The organism is Aeromonas aquatilis (assembly GCF_054052405.1).
Genome location: NZ_JBSTYP010000010.1, coordinates 83,414 through 103,134 on the forward strand (window position 1 = coordinate 83,414; position 19,721 = coordinate 103,134).

13 protein-coding genes and 1 rRNA gene are annotated in these 19,721 nt (G+C 61.8%); 5 read left to right on the forward strand and 9 right to left on the reverse strand.

The window, feature by feature from the left end; genetic code table 11:
- Positions 1-83: 83 nt before the first annotated feature.
- The 6 genes from recD to ACW5W8_RS05625 all read right to left on the reverse strand — a co-directional run bounded on the left by recD (position 84) and on the right by ACW5W8_RS05625 (position 10,858).
- Positions 84-2,147: an exodeoxyribonuclease V subunit alpha gene (gene recD, locus ACW5W8_RS05600; protein ID WP_498626840.1), complete on the reverse strand. Its 2,064-nt coding sequence runs from the start codon at positions 2,145-2,147 to the stop codon at positions 84-86.
- Positions 2,144-5,767 (reverse strand): exodeoxyribonuclease V subunit beta, encoded by a 3,624-nt coding sequence (gene recB, locus ACW5W8_RS05605; protein WP_498626842.1) that lies wholly within the window; start codon positions 5,765-5,767, stop codon positions 2,144-2,146. Before recB ends, recD begins: the two co-directional genes overlap by 4 nt.
- Entirely contained in the window at positions 5,767-9,120 is a 3,354-nt protein-coding gene (gene recC / locus ACW5W8_RS05610; protein ID WP_498626844.1) for an exodeoxyribonuclease V subunit gamma, read from the reverse strand. The genes recB and recC overlap by 1 nt, the downstream gene beginning before the upstream one ends.
- A 257-nt stretch (positions 9,121-9,377) precedes the next feature.
- Positions 9,378-9,770 carry a DoxX family protein gene (locus ACW5W8_RS05615; RefSeq protein ID WP_498626845.1) on the reverse strand — a complete coding sequence of 131 codons (393 nt, stop codon included), beginning with the start codon at positions 9,768-9,770 and terminating at the stop codon, positions 9,378-9,380.
- Positions 9,771-9,808: 38 nt separating this feature from the next.
- On the reverse strand, positions 9,809-10,495 hold the full coding sequence (locus tag ACW5W8_RS05620; RefSeq protein ID WP_498626846.1) for a pirin family protein: 687 nt from the start codon (positions 10,493-10,495) through the stop codon (positions 9,809-9,811).
- 30 nt (positions 10,496-10,525) lie between these two features.
- Complete coding sequence (locus tag ACW5W8_RS05625) at positions 10,526-10,858, reverse strand: hypothetical protein (protein WP_498626847.1); 333 nt, start codon at positions 10,856-10,858, stop codon at positions 10,526-10,528.
- Positions 10,859-11,116: 258 nt separating this feature from the next.
- On the opposite strand from ACW5W8_RS05625, the gene ACW5W8_RS05630 reads away from it, so the two are divergent.
- Both ACW5W8_RS05630 and ACW5W8_RS05635 read left to right on the forward strand, forming a co-directional pair.
- On the forward strand, positions 11,117-12,031 hold the full coding sequence (locus tag ACW5W8_RS05630; protein WP_498626848.1) for a LysR family transcriptional regulator: 915 nt from the start codon (positions 11,117-11,119) through the stop codon (positions 12,029-12,031).
- Positions 12,032-12,130: 99 nt separating this feature from the next.
- On the forward strand, positions 12,131-12,550 hold the full coding sequence (locus ACW5W8_RS05635; RefSeq protein ID WP_498626850.1) for a hypothetical protein: 420 nt from the start codon (positions 12,131-12,133) through the stop codon (positions 12,548-12,550).
- 198 nt (positions 12,551-12,748) lie between these two features.
- Here ACW5W8_RS05635 and ACW5W8_RS05640 read toward each other — a convergent pair whose 3' ends face one another.
- Entirely contained in the window at positions 12,749-13,099 is a 351-nt protein-coding gene (locus ACW5W8_RS05640) for a hypothetical protein (RefSeq protein WP_042657018.1), read from the reverse strand.
- Between the two features lie 199 nt (positions 13,100-13,298).
- Here ACW5W8_RS05640 and ACW5W8_RS05645 point away from each other — a divergent pair, with 199 nt between their 5' ends.
- The 3 genes from ACW5W8_RS05645 to ACW5W8_RS05655 all read left to right on the forward strand — a co-directional run bounded on the left by ACW5W8_RS05645 (position 13,299) and on the right by ACW5W8_RS05655 (position 16,945).
- Complete coding sequence (locus ACW5W8_RS05645; protein ID WP_429122894.1) at positions 13,299-14,021, forward strand: response regulator; 723 nt, start codon at positions 13,299-13,301, stop codon at positions 14,019-14,021.
- A 33-nt stretch (positions 14,022-14,054) separates the two neighbouring features.
- Entirely contained in the window at positions 14,055-15,416 is a 1,362-nt protein-coding gene (locus tag ACW5W8_RS05650) for an ATP-binding protein (protein ID WP_021231762.1), read from the forward strand.
- Positions 15,417-15,556: 140 nt separating this feature from the next.
- The gene (locus tag ACW5W8_RS05655; protein ID WP_498626851.1) at positions 15,557-16,945 is read left to right on the forward strand and encodes a transporter substrate-binding domain-containing diguanylate cyclase; all 1,389 of its coding nucleotides are present in this window, start codon (positions 15,557-15,559) and stop codon (positions 16,943-16,945) included.
- A 67-nt stretch (positions 16,946-17,012) separates the two neighbouring features.
- On the opposite strand, the gene ACW5W8_RS05660 is transcribed toward ACW5W8_RS05655, so the two are convergent.
- Positions 17,013-18,965 (reverse strand): ligand-gated channel protein, encoded by a 1,953-nt coding sequence (locus tag ACW5W8_RS05660; RefSeq protein WP_498626852.1) that lies wholly within the window; start codon positions 18,963-18,965, stop codon positions 17,013-17,015.
- A gap of 376 nt (positions 18,966-19,341) precedes the next feature.
- A 5S ribosomal RNA gene (gene rrf / locus ACW5W8_RS05665) occupies positions 19,342-19,456 on the reverse strand.
- Positions 19,457-19,721 lie beyond the last annotated feature (265 nt).

Genomic DNA, 19,721 nt, shown 5'->3' on the forward strand with positions numbered 1-19,721 from the left:
CACAGAGCGATCTGTACGATCCCCGTTAAAACCTCACTCGAACCATTCCAGAAATGGTAGTTCTTGTACCACCGTCAAATGGTTCACTCCCCCAACCTCTCCGCCAATCCGGAATAACGCTCGGTCTTTTTCCGCACCGCCTGGGCCAGCAGGGCGCGATCGCCGTAGAGATCGAGCCGCGCCTTGGCGCGGGTGATGCCGGTATAGACCAGCTCGTGGGTGAGCAGCGGGCTGGGGCTGTCGGGCAGCACCAGCACAGTATGGGCAAACTCCGAGCCCTGGGATTTGTGGATGGTCATGGCGTAAACCGTCTCGTGGGGTGGCAAGCGGCTGGGCAACAGGGCGCGCAGGGTACCGTCCGGCTGCTCAAACCAGACCTTTAACCGGCCAGTTTCATCGGGCAGGCAGAGCCCCATATCACCGTTGTAGAGGCCGACGCCGTGATCGTTGCGCACCACCATCACCGGACGACCGGCATACCAGTCGCCATCGCGGGCAATCAGGCCGGCCCGTGACAGGGCCAGTTCGAGCCGTTCGTTAAGTCCCAGCACCCCGAACGGGCCATCACGCAAAGCGCAGAGGATCTGGAAGCTGTTGAATGCCTTGAACACGGCGGCGGGCGCCTCCCCGGCGCGGGCCGCCTTCAGATAGGCTCCGTAACCGGCCACCCCCTGGGCAATCAGGGCGTCGTAGGCCTCCCCCGCCCAGGGGTGCAGGCTGATATCGGCAAAGCCCATGCCCCAGACTGATTCCACCGCAGTGGCATCGCCGCTGTTGCAGGCGCGCGCCAGCTGGCCGATGCCGGAGTGCTGATCAAAGCGCCAGCTCTTGGCCAGCAAGCAGAGGCTGTCGCGCACCGGTGCTCCTGCTGGCGAGCCCTGCAAGCGGTAGCCGGTCTGGCGGGAGAGCCACTCCGCCTGCGCCGGGCTGATGCCCTGTTCGATAAAGCCGCAGATATCGCCGAGCACGGCCCCCGCCTCCACCGAGGCGAGCTGATCCTTGTCACCGAGCAGGATCAGGCGGGCGTGGCTGGGCAGCGCATCAAGCAGGCGCGCCATCATCGGCAAATCGACCATGGAGGCCTCATCCACCACCAGCAAGTCGAGGTGCAGCGGGTTGCCCGCGTGGTGGCGGAACTGGCTGCGCCCCGGAATGACCCCGAGCAACCGGTGCAAGGTGCCCGCCTCGGTGGGGATCGCCTCGACCCATTCGGGGGGCAGATCCAGGGCCTGCAGGGCGGAGCCGATACTCTCGGTGAGGCGCGCCGCCGCCTTGCCGGTGGGGGCCACCAGCCGGATCGCCGGGGCCTTGCCCGCTTGCAGGCCGGTCTCCACCAGAATGGCGAGCAGTTTGGCGACCGTGGTGGTCTTGCCGGTGCCGGGGCCGCCGGAGATGACCGCAAAGGGGCGCGCCGCCGCGGTGGCCGCCGCCAGCTTCTGGCCGTTGCAGCAGAGCGCCTCGGGCACCAGCGCATCCAGCTTGCTCAAGTCGCTCGCCGCCTGGGCGTTGGCCAGCAGTGCCTCGATGGCGGGCCAGTCCACCTCGTTCGGGAACACCAGATCCAGATACTTCTCGATAAAGTGGCGGGCCGAGAAGTCGGGGGCGAGGCGGGCTTTGAGCAGCGCCGCGAACACCAGCCCATAGTCGCGGGCAAACAGCCGCGACAGGGCCGGGGCAATCTCCGGCCATTCGGCTCGTTCACTCAACGCGCGCAGATGGCGGGCTACCCCCAGTTCAAAATCGTGGTAACGGGTGAGGTAGAGCCGTCCGTGCCACAGCCGCAGCGGCCAGCGCGGGGCGAGCCCGTCATCTTGTTCGGTGCCAACCAGGGGACTCTCTGCAAACAGGGCGGGCCAGCTGGCAGGATCCGCCAGACCCAGCAACAGATCCCGGCTCTGCTGGGGATCCAGCCCGAACGGGCGCAGGGATCCGGCAGTCAACATTTCAAGCGGCAAACAGACATGGCCGCGGCCCAGCTCGAAGCAGGCGAGCGCCGCCCCCAGCACCAGCTCGGGGCTGCCGCCAAGGTCGGCCACCAGCCTGGCAAATTGCAGATCCAGCTGGCGGATACGGCCAGCCAGCGCCAGTGTTTTCAACCGTTCAACCATCATTGCGCTGGTCGCGGTGCTGATCATGGTGCCGCTCATGCCTCTACCTCGTTCAATGGATGAGATCTTGCTGTGGGTGTCTCACAACCTTCGCTAAACAACTTATCCAGCCCCAGCACCAGTTCACGGCTCGGGCGGGTATGGAAAATGCCCCCCTGCGGCATGCCGCGCAGGAACAGATAGAAAACGCCGCCAAAGTGCTGCTCGAAGTCGTAGCCCGGCAGGCGCAAAGTGAGCAGCCGGTGCAGCGCCAGCGAGTAGAGCTGGTATTGCAGGTCGTAGCGATGCTCGGCCATCGCCCGCTCCAGCGCCGGACGGCTGTAATCGGCGGGGCTCATGCCGAGGTGGTTCGATTTGTAGTCGAGCAGATACCAGCGCCCCTGCCACTCGAATACCAGATCGATAAAGCCCTTGAGCATCCCCTGTACGGTGGCAAAGCTGAGCGGCTTGTTGCCCCGCGACAGCGGGTCATGCTGCTGGCAGAGGGCGGTCAGCGCCGGTGCCGTCACCCGCCCCATGGGCAGGAAGAACTCCAGCTCCACCTGTTTGCGCTCGGCACTCAAGTCCCGCAGCCGCACCGGCTCACCAAAGCCTGTTTCCAGCGGGGTATCCAGCACCGCCTCCACCTGCTGTTGCAGCACTTGGGCCCAGCTCTCGTCGAAGCCGTCCTGCGCCAGCAGGGTGGCAATATGCTCCGCCAGCGGCTCGCCCGCGGCGCTTTGAAAGTCGATGGTCTCGAACAGGCTGTGCAGCAAGGTGCCGGGGCGCGCCCCCTTCGGGAAGGTGAAGATGGAGGGTTGGGGCGCCTCCTCCGGTTGCTCGGAAGCCAATGCAGCCGCCTCTGTGACGACCTCGTCATCGAAACCGGGATTGGCGAGTACGCCCTTGCTGTGGCCGTGACCCTGCGCCGCCAGCCCGGAGTAGGAGCTGATCCACCAGTCCCGCTCAAGGGAGCCGGTAAAGTGGCGCACCTGCGGCTCGCCCAACTGCTCCTCTTCTGGCGGCAGCGGGGCCGGACGGGTGAGCGAGGGCTCACCGACGGCCACCCCGGGCAGCGCCTGCGCCAGCTCGGTCAGGGCGGTCGCCAGCGTCTGTGCATCCCCCTCTTCGCCCTTTTGCAGCAGGTAGCCGATGGCGGTGTGGTGCAGGTCGGTCTTCTCCGACTTGCCCGCACCCGCCCGCACCGGCGCCAGCCCCAGCCAGGTGGCGTAGACGCCCCGGGTCAGCGCCACATAGAGCAGCCGCAAATCTTCGGCAAGGCGCTCCCTGTCCGCTTCGGCGAGCGACGAGTCGGCGCCGGTGAGATCGAGAATGGTGCGATTACCCGCCTCATCCGCCTCGTGATAAAGCGGGGTCTCGGCGGTTCTGTGGCTGCAGATAAAGGGCAGGAACACCAGCGGGTACTCCAGCCCCTTGGATTTGTGGATGGTGACGATCTGCACCAGCTTGCGCTCGGATTCGAGGCGCAGTACCTGCTCAGCATCCTGGCCGCTCTGGCTGTTCACCGCCTCCCCCAGCCAGCGCAGCAGGGCGTACTCCCCGTCCAGCTCGCTGCTCACCTGTTGCAGCAGCTCGCCAAGATGGAGGAAGTTGGTCAGCCGCCGCTCGCCATAGGGGCTAGCCAAAAGCGAAGAGGCAAGATTGCGCCGGTGCAGCAGGGCCCGCAGCATCGCCAACACGCCGCGGCGATGCCAGATCTTGCGGTACTCCATAAACTCCTGCACCGCGCTCTCCCACGCCCGCTCGTCGCTGGCCAGCCCATCGAGCGCCTTGGCATCGAGATCAAACAGGCCGGTCGCCAGCGCCGCCCGCAGGCTGCGCTCTTCGCTCGGGTTCTGGCAGGCGTGCAAAATCAGCAAAATCTCCCGCGCCTCCGTCTGCTCCAGCACGCTCTCGCGGTTCGACAGGTAGACGGAGGCGATGGCGAGCCGCGCCAGCTCCTGCTGCACCAGCTTGCCCTCGCTGCCGGTTCGCACCAGCACGGCGATATCCCCGGCCTTCACCGCCTTGTCGCCGATCAGCGCCTTGCCCTCGCGGGCCAGGGTCAGCAGGCGGTGGATCTCGGCGGCGGTGGCGCGCGCCATCTTGCTCTGGTAATCCCCCCGATTGAAGGTGGGCTGGCCGGTCAGCTGCCAGCAGTGGAGCACAGGGGCGGTGACGCCATCGAGCAGCAGCGCCTTGCTCTTGCCCTGCGCCTCCACCGGCAGGAAGGGGATATCCGCCTCGTAGATAAAGGGATCCTTGGCCCGCTCGAACAGGCCGTTGACCGCCCCCACCAGCGCACTGCTGGAGCGCCAGTTGCGCCCGAGGGTGTAGTGGGCGCTCACATTTCGCCGCGCCTGAATGTAGGTAAAGATGTCGGCGCCGCGAAAGCCGTAGATGGCCTGCTTGGGGTCACCGATCATCAAAAGCGCCGTGTCTGTGTGGCCGCCACTCTCTTGTGAACCATAGAGGCGATGGAAGATGCGGTACTGCTGGGGATCGGTATCCTGGAATTCGTCGATCATCGCCACCCGATAGGTGGCGCGAATCCGCTCGCAGAGCCGCTCGCCAAGGCTTGAGCCAAGCGCCCCGTCGAGGTCTTTGAGCAGGTCATCGAACGAGAGCTGATGGGCTTGGCGCTTGCTGGCCTGCATCCGGCTGCGCACCACCTTGGCCGCCCGTTGCAGGATGAGATCCCGAATACCGGGGCGGCTCGCCAGCAGTTCATCGATTTGGCTGAACAGCGGCAGGGTCGGCACAGCGCCCCCCTTCTTGAGGTTCTCCTCCAGTACCGTCTGGCCGAAGCGCTCCAGCTCCTTGGGAATGGCGTAGCCACTGCTCTCGTCCTGTGCCCAGTCGCTTATCTTGGCAAGCCACCCTTCGTAGTTCTTGCCGGTGTAGCGGCTGATCTGGCCGTCGGTCTGGCGGCGGATCTCGTCCCCTTGCGCCAGCCATTCGCTCTTCACCGCCGCGATGCGGCTCATGGCCGCCTGATGGCGGGCGGCCAGAGTCTCGTCACCCAGCGCGGGGTGGATCTCCAGCTCGCTGTTGTCGAGCCAGCTGCCCATCTCCCGCAGCAGGGCTGCGGGGCTCGGCCAGAGCGCGCGCACCGCGCTGGCGAGGGCTTTATCCACCGGATAGAACTCGGCGCGCCAGTAGTCGCTCACCGCCTGCAGCCTGAGCTGGCTGTCGTCGGTGAGAAATTCGGTTTCAAAGAGGGCGCCCGACTCGAAGGCATTCTGCTTGAGCATCCGCTGGCAGAAGCCGTGGATGGTAAAGACCGCCGCCTCGTCCATCTGCCGCTCGGCAGCCAGCAGGCGACGGGCCGCCAGCTCGTGATCCGCCACCTCGTCCAGCAGTTGGGCCAGCAAGTCATCCTTGCTCTCACCGCGCATAAAGGCGAGCCGCGCCTCGTGGATGCGGCCGCGGATCCGCCCGCGCAGCTCGGCGGTGGCCGCTTCGGTAAAGGTCACCACCAGAATTTCGGTCACCGAGAGTGGCCGCTCGTGGGCGCTAGGCTGACCGGCATCAGCCCCCTCTTCAATGAGCGGGCCGTGGCCCAGCAGCAGGCGCAGGTAGAGACCGGCAATGGTGTAGGTCTTGCCGGTACCGGCGGAGGCTTCGATCAGTCGTTCACCATGGAGGGGAAAACGCAATGTATTGAGCGGGTTAGCCATTATTTCAGCTCCTCCAGGGTCTTGAGCAGCGGGGTCAGGTGTTCGCGGGCCAGCGCCTGCAACTGACCCAACACCTCGTCATCGAGTTCGGGGAAACAGCGGGCAACGTAAGGATCTTGCCCCTCCCCGTTGATCATCCAGCCGCCGTTGAAACGGGTGAGGGCCGCCTTGTCGGCCGCCTCCGGCTTGTCGGGATCCTTCTCGATCGCCTTGAGCCAATCCCAGGCGGTGTTGGGGAAGAAGGGCAGCGGCCGCTTCATCCCCTGCGCCCAGCACGCCACCAGCGCCGCCAGCTTGGGCCGCGCCTCGTCGGCAGCAAGAGCAGGCAGTCGCAGACTCTGTTTGGCATCGAACAGCAGGGTGTCGCCGGGGGCGCCGCTCAATGAGAGGCAGAGGTGCTGGATCCAGCCCAGCAGCAGATCCTTGCCGTTGAAGCTGCCGGGTTTGACCACCAGCAAACGCCCCTTCTGGGTGTCGATCCACCCTTGCAGCTGGCCCTGAGTGAGGGAGATATCGATCTCCACCGCCTGCTTTTCTGACTCATTGGCAGCAACCCATGGCCGCAGCCGATCCGCCAGCTTGCCCATCTCGGCATCCAGATCGTCCAGCAGCAGGCTGCCGAACCACCCTTGCGGCAGCAGGCCGGTGAGCTGCAACCGCTCGCGACGCTCGGTACTTTCACCTTCCGCCAGATGGGCATCGAGCAGCAGATCTTTCAGCTGGTAATGTTGCAGGCCATCCAGCTCGAACGGCTCGCTGTCCTCGATGTTGGCTTCGTTCAGCTCAAACCACACCTTGAGGCGACGGTTGAGGAAATACTTGGTGGGCTGGCGATAGAAGCGCAGCAGCTCCGCCAGCTCCAGCCCCTGCTCCTTGCCCCATTCGGGGGGGAGAGGCAGCTCGCCGCTCTGGAAGTTGGCCGCGCCACGCACCGGATTGAGGGCGGGCAGCCAGTCGGCGGCATAGGTAAAGAGGCGTGAACCCGCCTCCGGATAGAAGTAGTTGCGGCTGTAGGGGGTGAGCGGATGCGCCACCATCAGGTGGTTGAGCAGCCGCTTGCAGGAGGTTTCGTCATCGAGATCCTCATCCCCCGCCAGCACGAAGCCCTGCCGCACATAGTCGATCAGCTCCGCCAGCAGTACCGACGGCACCTTGTCGCTGTTGTCCTGCGCGCTGAAGCCCTGATAGCTGATATAGAGCCCCTGCTGGGCGCTCAAGAGCGCCTCAAGGAAGAGGTAGCGGTCATCATCGCGACGGGAGCGATCCCCGCGCCGCGACGCCACCGCCATCAGGTCGAACCCCATGGGGGCCAGGGTGCGCGGGTAGACGCCATCGTTCATGCCGAGCAGGCAGACCTGCTTGAAGGGGATGGAGCGCATCGGCATCAGGGTGCAGAAGTTCACCTGACCGGCGAGGAAGCGCTGGCTGGAGCGGGACTCCCCCAGCACGCTGCCGAGATAATCCTGCAGCAGGTCGGCGGTAATGGGCTGCTCGAAACGGGCCTCGCCGAGCCGGGTCTGCCACTCGGCCAGCTGGCTGCGAATAAGCTGGAGCTGACGCTCCTCATCCTCGTCGGCCAGATAGAAGCGCGCCAGCAGCGCCAGCAGGCAGGCGTTCCACTCGGCCAGCGGCTGCGCCTGTTGCAGGCGGGGCAAAAATTCGGCCAGCGAATCGACAAACCAGGCGAGCTTACCGAGCGCCAAGCCCTGCTGACCTTCGATATCGGCGTAGGGCAGAATGCCCGCCACCGGCTCGCCATCCCCCATGGCAAAGCCGAGCAGCATGCGGCGCAGGCCAAACAGCCAGCTGTTGCCGGACATGGGCGGCAGATCGAACCGGACGGGGTAGCCGTCATCCAGCCCCCAGCGGATGCCGGTCTCCTGCACCCAGACCCGCAGCTGGTTGAACTCGTCGTCATCCAGCTCGAAGCGGCGCAGCACGGCGGGCACCTCGAGAATGGCGAGCAGCTCCCCCGCCCCGAAGCGGGCGTTGGGCAGCCTGAGCAGGGCGAGGAAGTTTTGCAGCAGCGGGCTCTCCTGACTCGCCGCCCGATCCGAGACCGCAAACGGGATCTGGCCCCGAGCACCAAACACCGCCTGAATATAGGGGCCGTAGCTGTTCACATCCGGCATCATCACCACCACGTCTTTCGGGGTGAGGGTGGGATCCTGTTCGAACAGCGCCAGCAGCCGATCGTGCAGCACTTCCAGCTCGCGCATCGGGCCGTGGCAGGCGTGGATCTGCAGGGATCCATCCGCCGGATCGATCGGGCTCTTGTGATGACTGCTGTCGAGATCGAACTGACCGGCGCCTCGTTCTGCCAGCTCCAGCACATCCTTCTGGATGGCGCGCAGCAGGCTGACATTGCCCTTGGCATCCACCTCGTCGATATCGACGAAAGCCTCGATTTGCGGCACCTCCAGCTCCATCAGCTGATGCAGGTAGTCGCGCCCCAACTTGCCCATGGAGGCGAGCAGCGGGTTGGCGGGGCCCTGCAGGGTCTCGATATCGGTGCCGGGCTTGAGCTTGTTCTCGAGGCGCGCCAGCGTCTTGCGATCGAGCAGGTCGCCCCAGTAGTAGCGGCAGGGGTTGGTGACGAACAGGTGCACCTCCACCTCCGGCCGACTGCCGAGGGCCAGCAGCGCCTCCACATAGCGCGGCGGCAGCGCCGAGATGCCGAACACAAAGACCCGCTGCGGCAGCTTGCCCGGCAGATCGGCGGTACGCTCCAGCTCGTGGATAAACTCCTCGTAGAGATTGGCTCGGTGGTAGCCGCTCGGAGAGAGCGCCAACGTGCGTGCCACCAGCTCGCGCCACAGCTCGGGCTGCCAATCCTGACCGCTCACCCCGGCCAGCTCCTGACTCAATCCTTCCCCCTCTTCCCAGCGGGCGATCCAGTCCGGCCGGTAAACCAGATACTGGTCAAAGAGATCCGCAACCTTCTGGCAGAGCTGCCACAGCCGCACCTGCTCGGGATCCTGTGCCGGATCCTCGTCCTCTCCACCGCCCAGATAGGCGGCAAGCGGGGCAAAGGCGGGGCGATCCAGCAAGGCAGGCAGAATAGTCATCAGCTGCCAGCTCATGGAGCCCTTGTTGTAGGGGCTCTGGCGCGGCACATCCGCCAGCACCCGGGTGAACATCTCCCAGATAAAGCTGGCGGGCAGCGGAAAGTCGATATTGGCTGCGATGCCGAAGGCTTTGGCCAGCTCCAGCTTGAGCCACTGGGCCATGCCCGGACTCTGCACCAGAATCTGCTCCCGATCGAAGGGGTGAGAGAGAGGGGCCTGCCGGATGCGGCTCACCAGCAGCTCTTTGAGCAGATCCAGCTGATTGGAGTGGTAGAGGGTAAACATGAGCAATTCCCGCCTGTGGATGAGAGGGGGCGAGGGAAAAGGCGAGCCATTTCCGTCACTTCACAAGAGAGGGAATTGTCGGGGATCGGGGGATAAGATGCAAAAGGCACTTGTGGCCAGCAGGCGGGCAAACCGTTGAACCATGAGGGGGGCCGCAGATTTGTGCAGCTGCCTCACCGCCCCGGAAAACGCAGACAGAAAAAAGCCGGTGCAGGGCACCGGCCAAAAGGCATTGGAAAACTCAAACTGACTGGCTGTTACCAGTTTTTGCCGAGACGGGCATCCACACTGAAAGCCCCTGCTCCAGCTGCCGCCAGCGCCAGGAAACCACCGGCGACGGAGACGTTCTTCATAAACATCAGCATCTGCATCTGTTCGGCAGGCTGGTAGTGGAAAATAAAGGCGGCCATCAGGGTGAAACCGGCCATCAGCACCGACAGGCTGCGGGTAAAGAGACCCAGCATGATGGCGAGGCCACCACCCAGCTCAAGCAGGATTACCAGCGGCAACATAAAACCCGGTACGCCCATCGCTTCCATATAGCCCTGGGTGCCGGCGTAACCACCGATCTTGCCCCAGCCCGCAATCACGAACATCAGCGCCAGCAGTACACGACCCGCCAGCAGCGCTACATCTTTCATCTTGTCCATTTCACTTTCCTCGTTTAACTCGTATCGCCACTGACCAATCAGGGCAGGTCAAATAACAGGGCCTGAGTGGCACTTGTCGCAACCAACTCCCACCGGTATTCATCACGACTGAGTACCCCGTCGCCGGGTCGGGCAGCCAGACCGTTGGTGGTCAGCTCCCCTGAAATCATCTGCAGGTAACCGTGTCGGCCAGCCAGTGCCCATTCGAGCGTCTCGCCCGGGGCCAGTTCCAGCCGCCATACGCGGGCCTGTTGGCGGATCCGCAGCGATCCCGCCTCGCCATCCGGTGACGCCACCAGCGTCATACCCGGTCTGGACTCGATCTTCTTCTGCTGATATCCGGGTGGCGTGCCGACTTCATTCGGCTCGATCCAGATCTGCAACAGGGAGAGAGGATCCGTCTGCGAGGGGTTGTACTCGCTGTGGCGGATCCCGCTGCCTGCGCTCATCAGCTGGAAATCCCCTGCCGGGATCTGCTCGGCATGGCCGAGGCTGTCCTTGTGCTCTATGGTGCCTTGCAGCACGCAGGTGAGGATCTCCATATTGGCGTGAGGGTGGGTGGCGAATCCGCCACCCGGCGCAACCAGATCCTGATTGATCACCCGCAGTACCGAGTGTCCCATCCACTCCGGGTCGTAGTAGTGACCGAAGGAGAAACTGTGGCGCGCGTCCAGCCAGCCAAAGTTGGCCTTGCCTCGCGCTTCTGCGGCTCTCAATTGCATCATGGTCTGCTCCTCATCTATCCGGGGTTCGACTTAGCGGGGGTTGCCACCACCGATGCCGAACGGAATACGGTATTCGCTGCTCTGGCCAGCCAGGCTGACGGTCACTGTGCCTTGCGTGCGCAGCGGCATGCGAACCTGCTGGGTGCCCATCAGGTTGGCGTGGACCGATGCCAGCAGATCACCAGACTCGTCACGCACCTCCAGCATCGGATTAGCTTTGCCATCCACTGCGGCAGTGGCGTTCCAGTTCACAAACAGCACGCCCGGGGCGGCGTTGATGTCAGCCGGTACGGAAGCCTGGGCGAAACCTGTGGTCATCAGGCCTGCAACGGCCAGCATCTTGATTACGTTTTTCATGTTCATTCAATCTCTTGTTTTATATGTCATTGCCAAGGCCGTTTCGGCCAGAATCAATGCATCCATGCAAGAGGTTATTCAAATAGTGTGTTGTTCTTTCACCGACGTCAGACAAACCGACTTGGTCTGTCACAGTGCGGAACTTCCCGCATATTTGGCCGCTCGACGTTCCTGCCGAAGCGTTGATTGAATATTAAAGTCGCTTGGCCTAACTTGTTAGCGAGATAATCTGGCAAACATATTCAAATAAATTGAAGGTGATAGATGGCCAAGGAATCGAACAAGGAGCGGGCGCTGACCCTGGAGGCAATCCGGGTGCTGGACGCCATCGACCGCCGTGGCAGCTTCGCGGCGGCGGCCGACGAGCTGGGCAAGGTACCTTCGGCATTGAGCTACACGGTGCAAAAGCTGGAAGATGAACTGGATGCCATGCTGTTCGACCGCAGTGGCCATCGCACCAAGTTCACCGCGGCGGGGCGCATGCTGCTGGAGCGCGGGCGGGTGCTGCTGGAGGCAGCCGAACATCTGGTGGGCAAAACCCGGGCGCTGGCCCGCGGATGGGAAACCGACATCACCATCGCCGTCGATGCGCTGGTACCCTTGCAGGCACTCTACCCCTTGGTGGATCGGCTGGCCGAGCAGACCGATACCCGGCTCAGGCTGCGGACCGAGGTGCTGGCAGGCAGCTGGGAGTGTCTGGAAGATGGCCGCGCCGACCTGCTTATCTCCTCCCTCAACCCGGATATCGTCATGACCGGCATCAAGCATCAGGTGCTGAAAGAGGAGGTGATGCTCTATGTCGCCCACCCCGACCACCCTCTCCATCAGGAGCCGGAGCCCCTCGCCGACGAGACCCTGCGCCGCTATCGCGCCATCGCGGTCGCCGATACCGCGCTGCGCAAGCCGGTGCTCACCTACCGCCTGCTCGACAAGCAGCCGCACCTCACCGTCAGCACCATGGCGGAGAAGCGCGACGCCCTGCTGGCCGGGCTAGGCATCGGCACCATGCCGCAGAGCTGGATTGAAGAGGACATCCGGGCCGGACGACTCAAGGTGATCAGTCCCGAGTACCGCCATCAGCTGCAGGTGGTACTGGCCTGGCGCCGCGATACCATGGGCAAGGCCAAAAGCTGGCTGGTGCGGGAGATCCCCAAACTGTTTGCGGCCGGTGAAAAATGAGATCCAGTTAACAGAAATGTTAATTGCGCGCCTCACTTGACACCCAATATCTTTGCTGATTTCATAGCCGCCTCATTGAACCCATGGAAGCTGTAGAAAATGAAAAAGACTTTGCTGGTAGCCCTCACCACCCTGCCCCTGTTTGCCAATGCTGGCCTGATGGACTCGCTGACCGACAGCGTCACCAGTAGCGTCAAAGATGCAGCCAACACCGCCGTATCGGGTGCCGTGGACAGCGCGTCCAACGAAGCCATCAAGAAGGCACTGGATATCAAGGAAGGCGGCTCCAACAAGCAGGCTATCAAAGAGAAGCTGGGCGCACCGGCCTCCACCAAGACCGAATCCGGCCTGGAAGTATGGACCTATGATCTGGATGCCCTGAACAAGGCCTCTCCGCTGCTGGCAGAAACCACCAAGACCCTGCTGAAAGATACCGACGCTGCCAAGAAGAACGTCGTTATCAAATTTGAAGGCGAGACCGTCAAAAAAGTAGACCTGACCGACAAGGCTCAGGGCTAAGTTCGCTCGTCCGGTTGAGTGGGCTGCACGCCCGCATCGGCACAGATAGCAAGAGGGGGAGCACCATGCTCCCCCTCTTTTTATTGGTAATCGCCTGCATTAAGCCAAGCTCTGCATGCAGCTCAACGCAGTAAGCACAAAAAGGGTGGCCTCGGCCACCCTTCGGTTTGTCACTGTCGTGCACAACAGCAGACGCTGTTACTGGTTCGCTTCGGCGAACTGCTTCATCGCTTCGGCGTGCTTGGTCATGCCGGCGGCACGCTCGTTGAGGTTCTTGATGAACTCCGCCTTCTTGGCCGGATCTTCAATGCGGTCATAACGTTGCTGCAGGTTGGCCTGGATCTGCTCCGGAGTCATGTTCTGCAGACGGGCCATCTTGTCGTGGCGGCCACCATGGTGTTTGCCACCCATCATGCCACCACCATCCATCGGGCAGTCCACCATGGCACCAGGTTGGCCGGTTGGGGCCGCTTCACTGGCGGCATAAGCGCCCAGCGGCAGGCCAAGGATCAGGGTGGCGGTCAGCAGGGTTTTGGTCAGCTTTTTCATGGTCTATCTCCTGTAGGGATGATTCTGGTTCGGCGTTCTTGCCTTGCCCTCAAGTAAACACCCTGTCGGTGTCTGAACTTTGCCAGCATCAACCTTTTTTGTAGCAGAGTGTGGCATCGTGCGGATCTGGCACACTTTGACACAAACCGCCGGGCGGATTTTCGTATACTCGTGCCAACGCCAAGCAGGGGAGGTATTCATGAATCAGGGCAGCACCCACATTCTGGTGGTCGACGACCACAGCGAGATCCGCGATCTCTTGAAGCGCTTTCTGGAGCAGCACGGCCTTCGGGTCAGTTGCGCCCGGGATGGCAAGGAGATGAAGCGACTGCTGGAGGAGCGGGAGTTCGACCTACTGGTGCTGGATCTGATGATGCCGGGTGAAGATGGTCTGACCCTCTGCCGCGAGCTGCGGGTCAAATCGAACCTACCCATCATCATGCTCACGGCCATGGGGGAAGAGACCGACCGCATCATAGGGCTGGAGATGGGGGCTGATGACTATCTGGCCAAGCCTTTCAATCCGCGCGAGCTGCTGGCGCGCATCAAGGCGGTGATGCGCCGCACCCAGGCCGACACCCAACCCGCCGCCGAGACCCTGACCCGGGATCTGCGCTTCGATCGCTGGCTGCTCGACGTCAATCGCCGGGAGCTGGTCGATGAGGATGGGGTGGGCCTGAGCCTCTCCACCGCCGAATTCGATCTGCTCAAGGTGTTTCTCGAACGCCCGCAGCGAGTGCTGAGCCGGGATCAACTGCTGGATCTGGCCCGTGGCCGCGAGGCGGTAGCCTTCGATCGCGCCATCGATACCCTGGTGAGCCGCCTGCGCCGCAAGCTGGAGCGGGATCCCAAGAATCCGGAGCTGATCAAGACCATCTGGGGTGGCGGCTATATGTTCTCCGCCGACGTGACGCAGGTTTAAGCAGTGGGCACCTTGCGACGACTGTGGGCACGGATGTGGCCCAAGGGACTGACCGGGCAGATCATTCTGGTGGCGCTGGCGGGCTTGATCCTGATCCAGCTGCTCAGCATCCAGATCTACCGCACGGATCGGGAGGAGGCGCTCGGCTTCGTCAACAGCCGCAACGCCATGCAGCGGATCATCTCGGTGGTGCGGCTGCTCTCCCTCTCCCCCCCGTCCCTCTATGACGAGATCCTCAAGGCGAGCCGCAGCGAGACCCTGCTGCTGCGCCTCTCCGACGAGCCGCTGCAACCGGATAACCGCAGTCCCCGCTTCGAGCAGCTGGTGCGCTCGCGCCTCAACTACCCTCCCGGCCTCACGGTCGAGATCAGTGCCGAACTGAAGGAGGATACCCAGCGCAGCAAGGCGTGGGAACATCATGCCCGCATGATGCGGGATCGCAAGGGACCGCCCCCGCCGCGGGATATGCGGCTCTACGGCTCCATCGAACTGCCGCAGGGGGGCTGGCTGCAGTTCAGCTCGCTGGTCGACAAGGAGGCGGGTAGCTGGTCGTGGCAGACCACCCTCAACCTGATGCTGGTCGCCAGTCTGGTTATCGGGCTGATGGTGCTGCTGTTTCGCCGTGCCACCCGTCCGCTCAAGCAGCTGGCAGGCAATGCGGAGCGGCTCGGACGGGGCGAGGATATCGAGCCCTTGAAAGAGGAGGGGCCGACCGAGATCCGCGAATCGATTCAGGCCTTCAACCGGATGCACACCCGGCTCGACCGCTTCGTGCAGGACAGAACCCGGATGCTGGCGGCCATCTCCCACGACCTGCGCACCCCCATCACCAGCCTGCGGCTACGCACCGAGTTTCTGGCCGATGGCGAGGACAAGGAGCGCATCCAGCAGACCCTGCAACAGATGGAGCAGATGCTGGCGGCCACCCTCAGCTTTGCTCGCGAGGAGGGACAGCAGGAGGCTACCCGCGAGCTGGATCTGGTCAGCCTGCTGGTCAGCCTGTGCGATGACTATGCCGATACCGGCCAGCCGGTCACCTGTCTGGCGGAGGGCAAAGAGGTCTACGCCTGCCGGGCCAACACCCTGCGCCGGGTGCTGCAGAACCTGATCGGCAACGCCATCAAATATGCCGGCAGTGCCGAAGTGTCGCTGGAGCGGCGCAAGGAGGAGCTGTTGATCCGGGTCTGCGATAACGGGCCGGGGATTGATCCGGCGCGGCTGGAGGATGTGTTCAAGCCCTTTGTGCGACTCGATGAAGCACGCAATACCGAGTCAGGCAGCGTGGGGCTCGGGCTCTCCATTGCCCGCACCCTGGTCCATCAGCACGGCGGCGAGCTGACCCTGCTCAATCGGCCACAAGGGGGACTGGAGGCGCGGATCAGCCTGCCGCTGTAAGTAGTCACTCTATCCGCCAGCCTTGTCATGGCGCCGTTTGCATCATGCAAACTTCATCATGTGAACGCTTGTTCTTCGATGAGAAAGGTGGTGATAATCGGTGACCACGGGACGATATACGGCAACGGATTGGAGCAAGGATGGCCTCTTCCAGGACAGGAGTCATAGTCAGTATCGGGTGGAGGCTCCTGCTGCTCGCCCTTACCCTGCCTGTCTGGGCCAAAGCCCCGGAAGAGCCGATCATCATTACCAACTCCAAAGCCTGGCAGCCCTTCTCCTATATCAATGAGTCGGGCCAGCCGGATGGCCTGCTGATCGATTTGTGGCGTGAATATGCCCGGGTGACCGGCCAGAAGATCGAGTTCAGGCTGGTCGACTGGCAAGGCTCCCTCGACCTGCTCCATGAGGGGAAAGCGGACGTTCACGCCGGACTGCTCTGGTCACCGGAGCGGGACAAACTTTTCGACTATGGCCGGCCTCTCGCCCAGCTCGACTCCCAACTCTTCTTCTCGAGCGAACTGCGCGGCACCGATGTACATTACTACCTGCTCCATGAAACGGTCGGTGTGGTAGCCGGTGGCTACGAGGAGTATTACGCCAGACGCTACTTCCCCGGCACCAGACTACAGACCTTCGACGACAATGACACCCTGCTGGCGGCGGCCTTTCGGGGCGACATAAAAGCCTTTATCGCCGATCTGCAGGTCGCCAACTTCTACATCTATACCTCGGACGATCCCACCCGTTTTATTCCGGTTCGCCACCTCTATACCGACCAGATCCGCTTTGCGGTGAAAAAAGGCAACCTTGCCCTGTTAAACCGGCTGGAAGAGGGATTCGCCCAGCTCAAAGAGAGCGATCGGGAGCGGATCATCCGCAAGTGGATGCATGTCGAGACCGTCTACCCCATCCATCTCGGTCCCTGGCTACTGTTTGCCGGAGTGTTAATCATGGTGGCCTACATAGTGCAACTGCGCCGCGCTGTTGCCAGCCGCACCACCGAGTTGAGCCGCGCCAACGCCAGACTGGAGAAACAAGCCAGTACAGATCCCCTTACCGGCCTGCTCAACCGACGGGCATTCATGCCCGCTATGGAGCAACGACTGGCAAGCGGGGAACCCTGTGCCCTGCTGCTGTTCGATGTGGATCACTTCAAGGAGACCAATGATCGCTTTGGTCATGGCATCGGGGATCTGCTGCTGGAAAAGCTGGCCACGACTGTGGCCAACCTGTTGCCCGAAGAGGCTCTGCTGGCCCGCATCGGCGGCGAAGAGTTTTGCCTGCTGCTGCCGCTGGCCACATTGGCAGAGACAGAGCAATGGGCCGAGCGTATCTGCCTGGAGAGCAACCGGCAAACCCTGCACACCAGCAGCGGCGAGGTGACCCTCTCCATCAGCACCGGGGCAGTCTGGGTCGCCGCAGAGAGACAGGCTGATGCCGACCAGCTACTACGGCAGGCTGACGCCCTCATGTATCAGGCCAAGGGACGGGGGCGCAATACCTGGCAAGCCGCCCCTTATCAGGCATAGCCCCCTGACCGACACGCAATAAAAACGGCCGCCATCGGAAGATGGCGGCCGCATAACAGGTTCCCTATCAGAAGTTGTAGGTCACGCCCAGGTTGTAGCGGCGACCATCCAACACAGTGCCATAGCTGCTGTAATCCACCGTCTTGTCGAACAGATTGTAGACCCCGACGGTCAGATCCAGATGCTTGTTGGCCTTGTAGACCAGGCCCATGTCAAAGAAGGTATAGGAAGGGGTCCCTTCCGCCATCTTCACACGACTCAGGTACTCTGAGGTCTCGCCACGGAAGTTGACCCGTGACCAGAGGCTGAGATCCTCGGTGGTTTGCCAGTCAACACTGCCGTTGAACATGTGACGGGGCATCTGGTTGAGGGCATGACCCGCCAGTGGACCACTCTTCTGCTCAGACTGGGTAAAGGTGTAGCTGGAGCTGACCGACCAATCCTCATTGATGGCCCAATCCATCATCCCCTCGACACCGCGCATGTTCGCCTTGTCGACGTTGACCCGATCACTGATGAAGTCATAACTGTGACCATTGAGGGTACAGGCGGGATCACTCTTGCTGGTGCAGCGACGCACTTCGGAGATCTTGTTCTTGAAGTCGGTGTTGAACAGGGTAACCCCGGCGTTGAAGCCCTGATGACCGTTCCACAGCAGGCCGATCTCTTCACTCACACTGGTCTCGGGTTTGAGGTCCGGGTTACCGACCAGCATACCATCCAGGCTGCCACCACCGGTGACCTGACCCCAGTTGGCCGCCGACATCCGCAAGTCAGGAGAGCGGTAACCGGTCGATACGCCTCCTTTCAGGGTCCAGCTATCATCCAGATGCCAAACGCCGTAGAGGCGCGGGCTCCAGTGAGAGCCGTAATTTTGATCCCGATCCATGCGGGCGCCCCCTGTCAGGGCAAAGCTGTCAGTGAGTGACCACTCATCCTCGACAAACATCGCCCAGCTCCAGCGGGTAAGTTGCTCGGCAGGGTTGGCCACTTTCAGGGTATTGCCCTGATCATGCAGATCCTCATAGCGATATTGACCACCGACACTCAGGTAGTGATCACCCAGAATAAACTGGGTATGGGTATCGGCGATGGTGTTGGTAAGCTCCATCTTGCGGCCGGGGTTGGTGTTGGTCTCCTGCTGCAGATAACTGCTGGACGAGCCGAAATCATACTGACCATCATGGGTCAGCGCATAGTTGGTGCGCTCGTAGCGATTGAGACTCTCTTTCGCCTTGGCATCCAGCGAATTGCCTGCCGTGCGATCCCGATCCTGCAGAATGCGACTGGCTTCCAGATCGAAGCGGTTGTGCTCGTCAGGCTTGAAGCTGAGCACAGCCGTGCCACTGCGAGTCTCCTGCTCGGCAAAACCCTGGATAAATTTGTCTTCACCACGATGTGCGAGCTGACCATTGAAACGCAGCCCCAACACGCCATCGATCAGTGAACCTGCGGTATAGGCATCGGTCTGGAAACTGTTGCCAGCATCCTTGTTCTCCTGGAAGGTCGAATCAGCATGAACCGAGCCCTGCCAGGCCAGACCGGTGGTCTTGCGGGTAATCACGTTAATCACGCCGCCCATGGCATCGGAGCCATAACGGGATGACATGGGGCCACGGACGACCTCAATCCGCTCGATTGCCTGCAGCGGCGGTAACCAGCCCTGCTCAATGCCCGGGCCATCGCTATTGGGACGAGTACCGCGGCTATCCACCTTCTTGCCATCAACCAGCATCAGGGTGTATTTCGACCCCATACCACGAATGCTGATATCACTGCTGCTGCCACCACCGGTCACCACCACACCGGGGACATCTTTCAGTGCGTCGGTCGCATCGCGATAGGCGCGTTTCTCCAGCTGTTCGCGAGTAATGACGGAGATAGAGGCGGCAGAATCTTCAATTTTCTGCTGGAAGCCGGAAGCCGTGACGACCATCACTTCCTGTTCGGAAGCTAGGGCGTGAATGGAGAAAAGAGAACCGATCAGCAAGGCAAGCTTGCTTGGTTGTATTGTTGTCATGATTTGGCCTGAACGTTTCAAGTAGGAAAGTGGCGTATTCCCTTACTTCACTCGTTACAAGACCCGGCCTCCTGCCGGGGACGGTGATTAATAAATGCTTATATGAAACGCAACTTATTAATCGGTCTGGATTGTAACGACCAGGACAAGATCAATCAAATGATAATCATTATCATTTACATAATTACAGTTAAACCCGCCCTGACGCAAAGTATGAGGCAGATGCTCTATAACATCATGATTTGTAATGATAAGTTTACTTATAGAAGAGACTGGTAGGAGCAGGCTGCAAGCCTGTGCTGATAACAACAGATCAGACACCTGGATTTCAGGCAATAAAAAACCCCGCTCGATGAGCGGGGTTCTTAAAATTGGTGCCTGGCAGTGTCCTACTCTCGCATGGCGAATGCCACACTACCATCGGCGCTACCGCGTTTCACTTCTGAGTTCGGCATGGGATCAGGTGGTTCCACGGCGCTATGGCCGCCAGGCAAATTCTTCATCGATTTGTCCGGAACAAATCGAAACCGCCGTAGGCGGGCCCGAAGGGTGAGGTTCAGGACGAACCGAATAATCTTGGAAAGCTGACGTGAGTAGTGATGTTGCGCTTAGCTTGTCACTATCACTGAATTTTGAGTAGTTCGCTCATTCGCTACAAGCCTTAGAACACTTCTTGGGTGTTGTATGGTTAAGCCTCACGGGTAATTAGTATGGGTTAGCTCAACACGTCGCCGCGCTTACACACCCCACCTATCA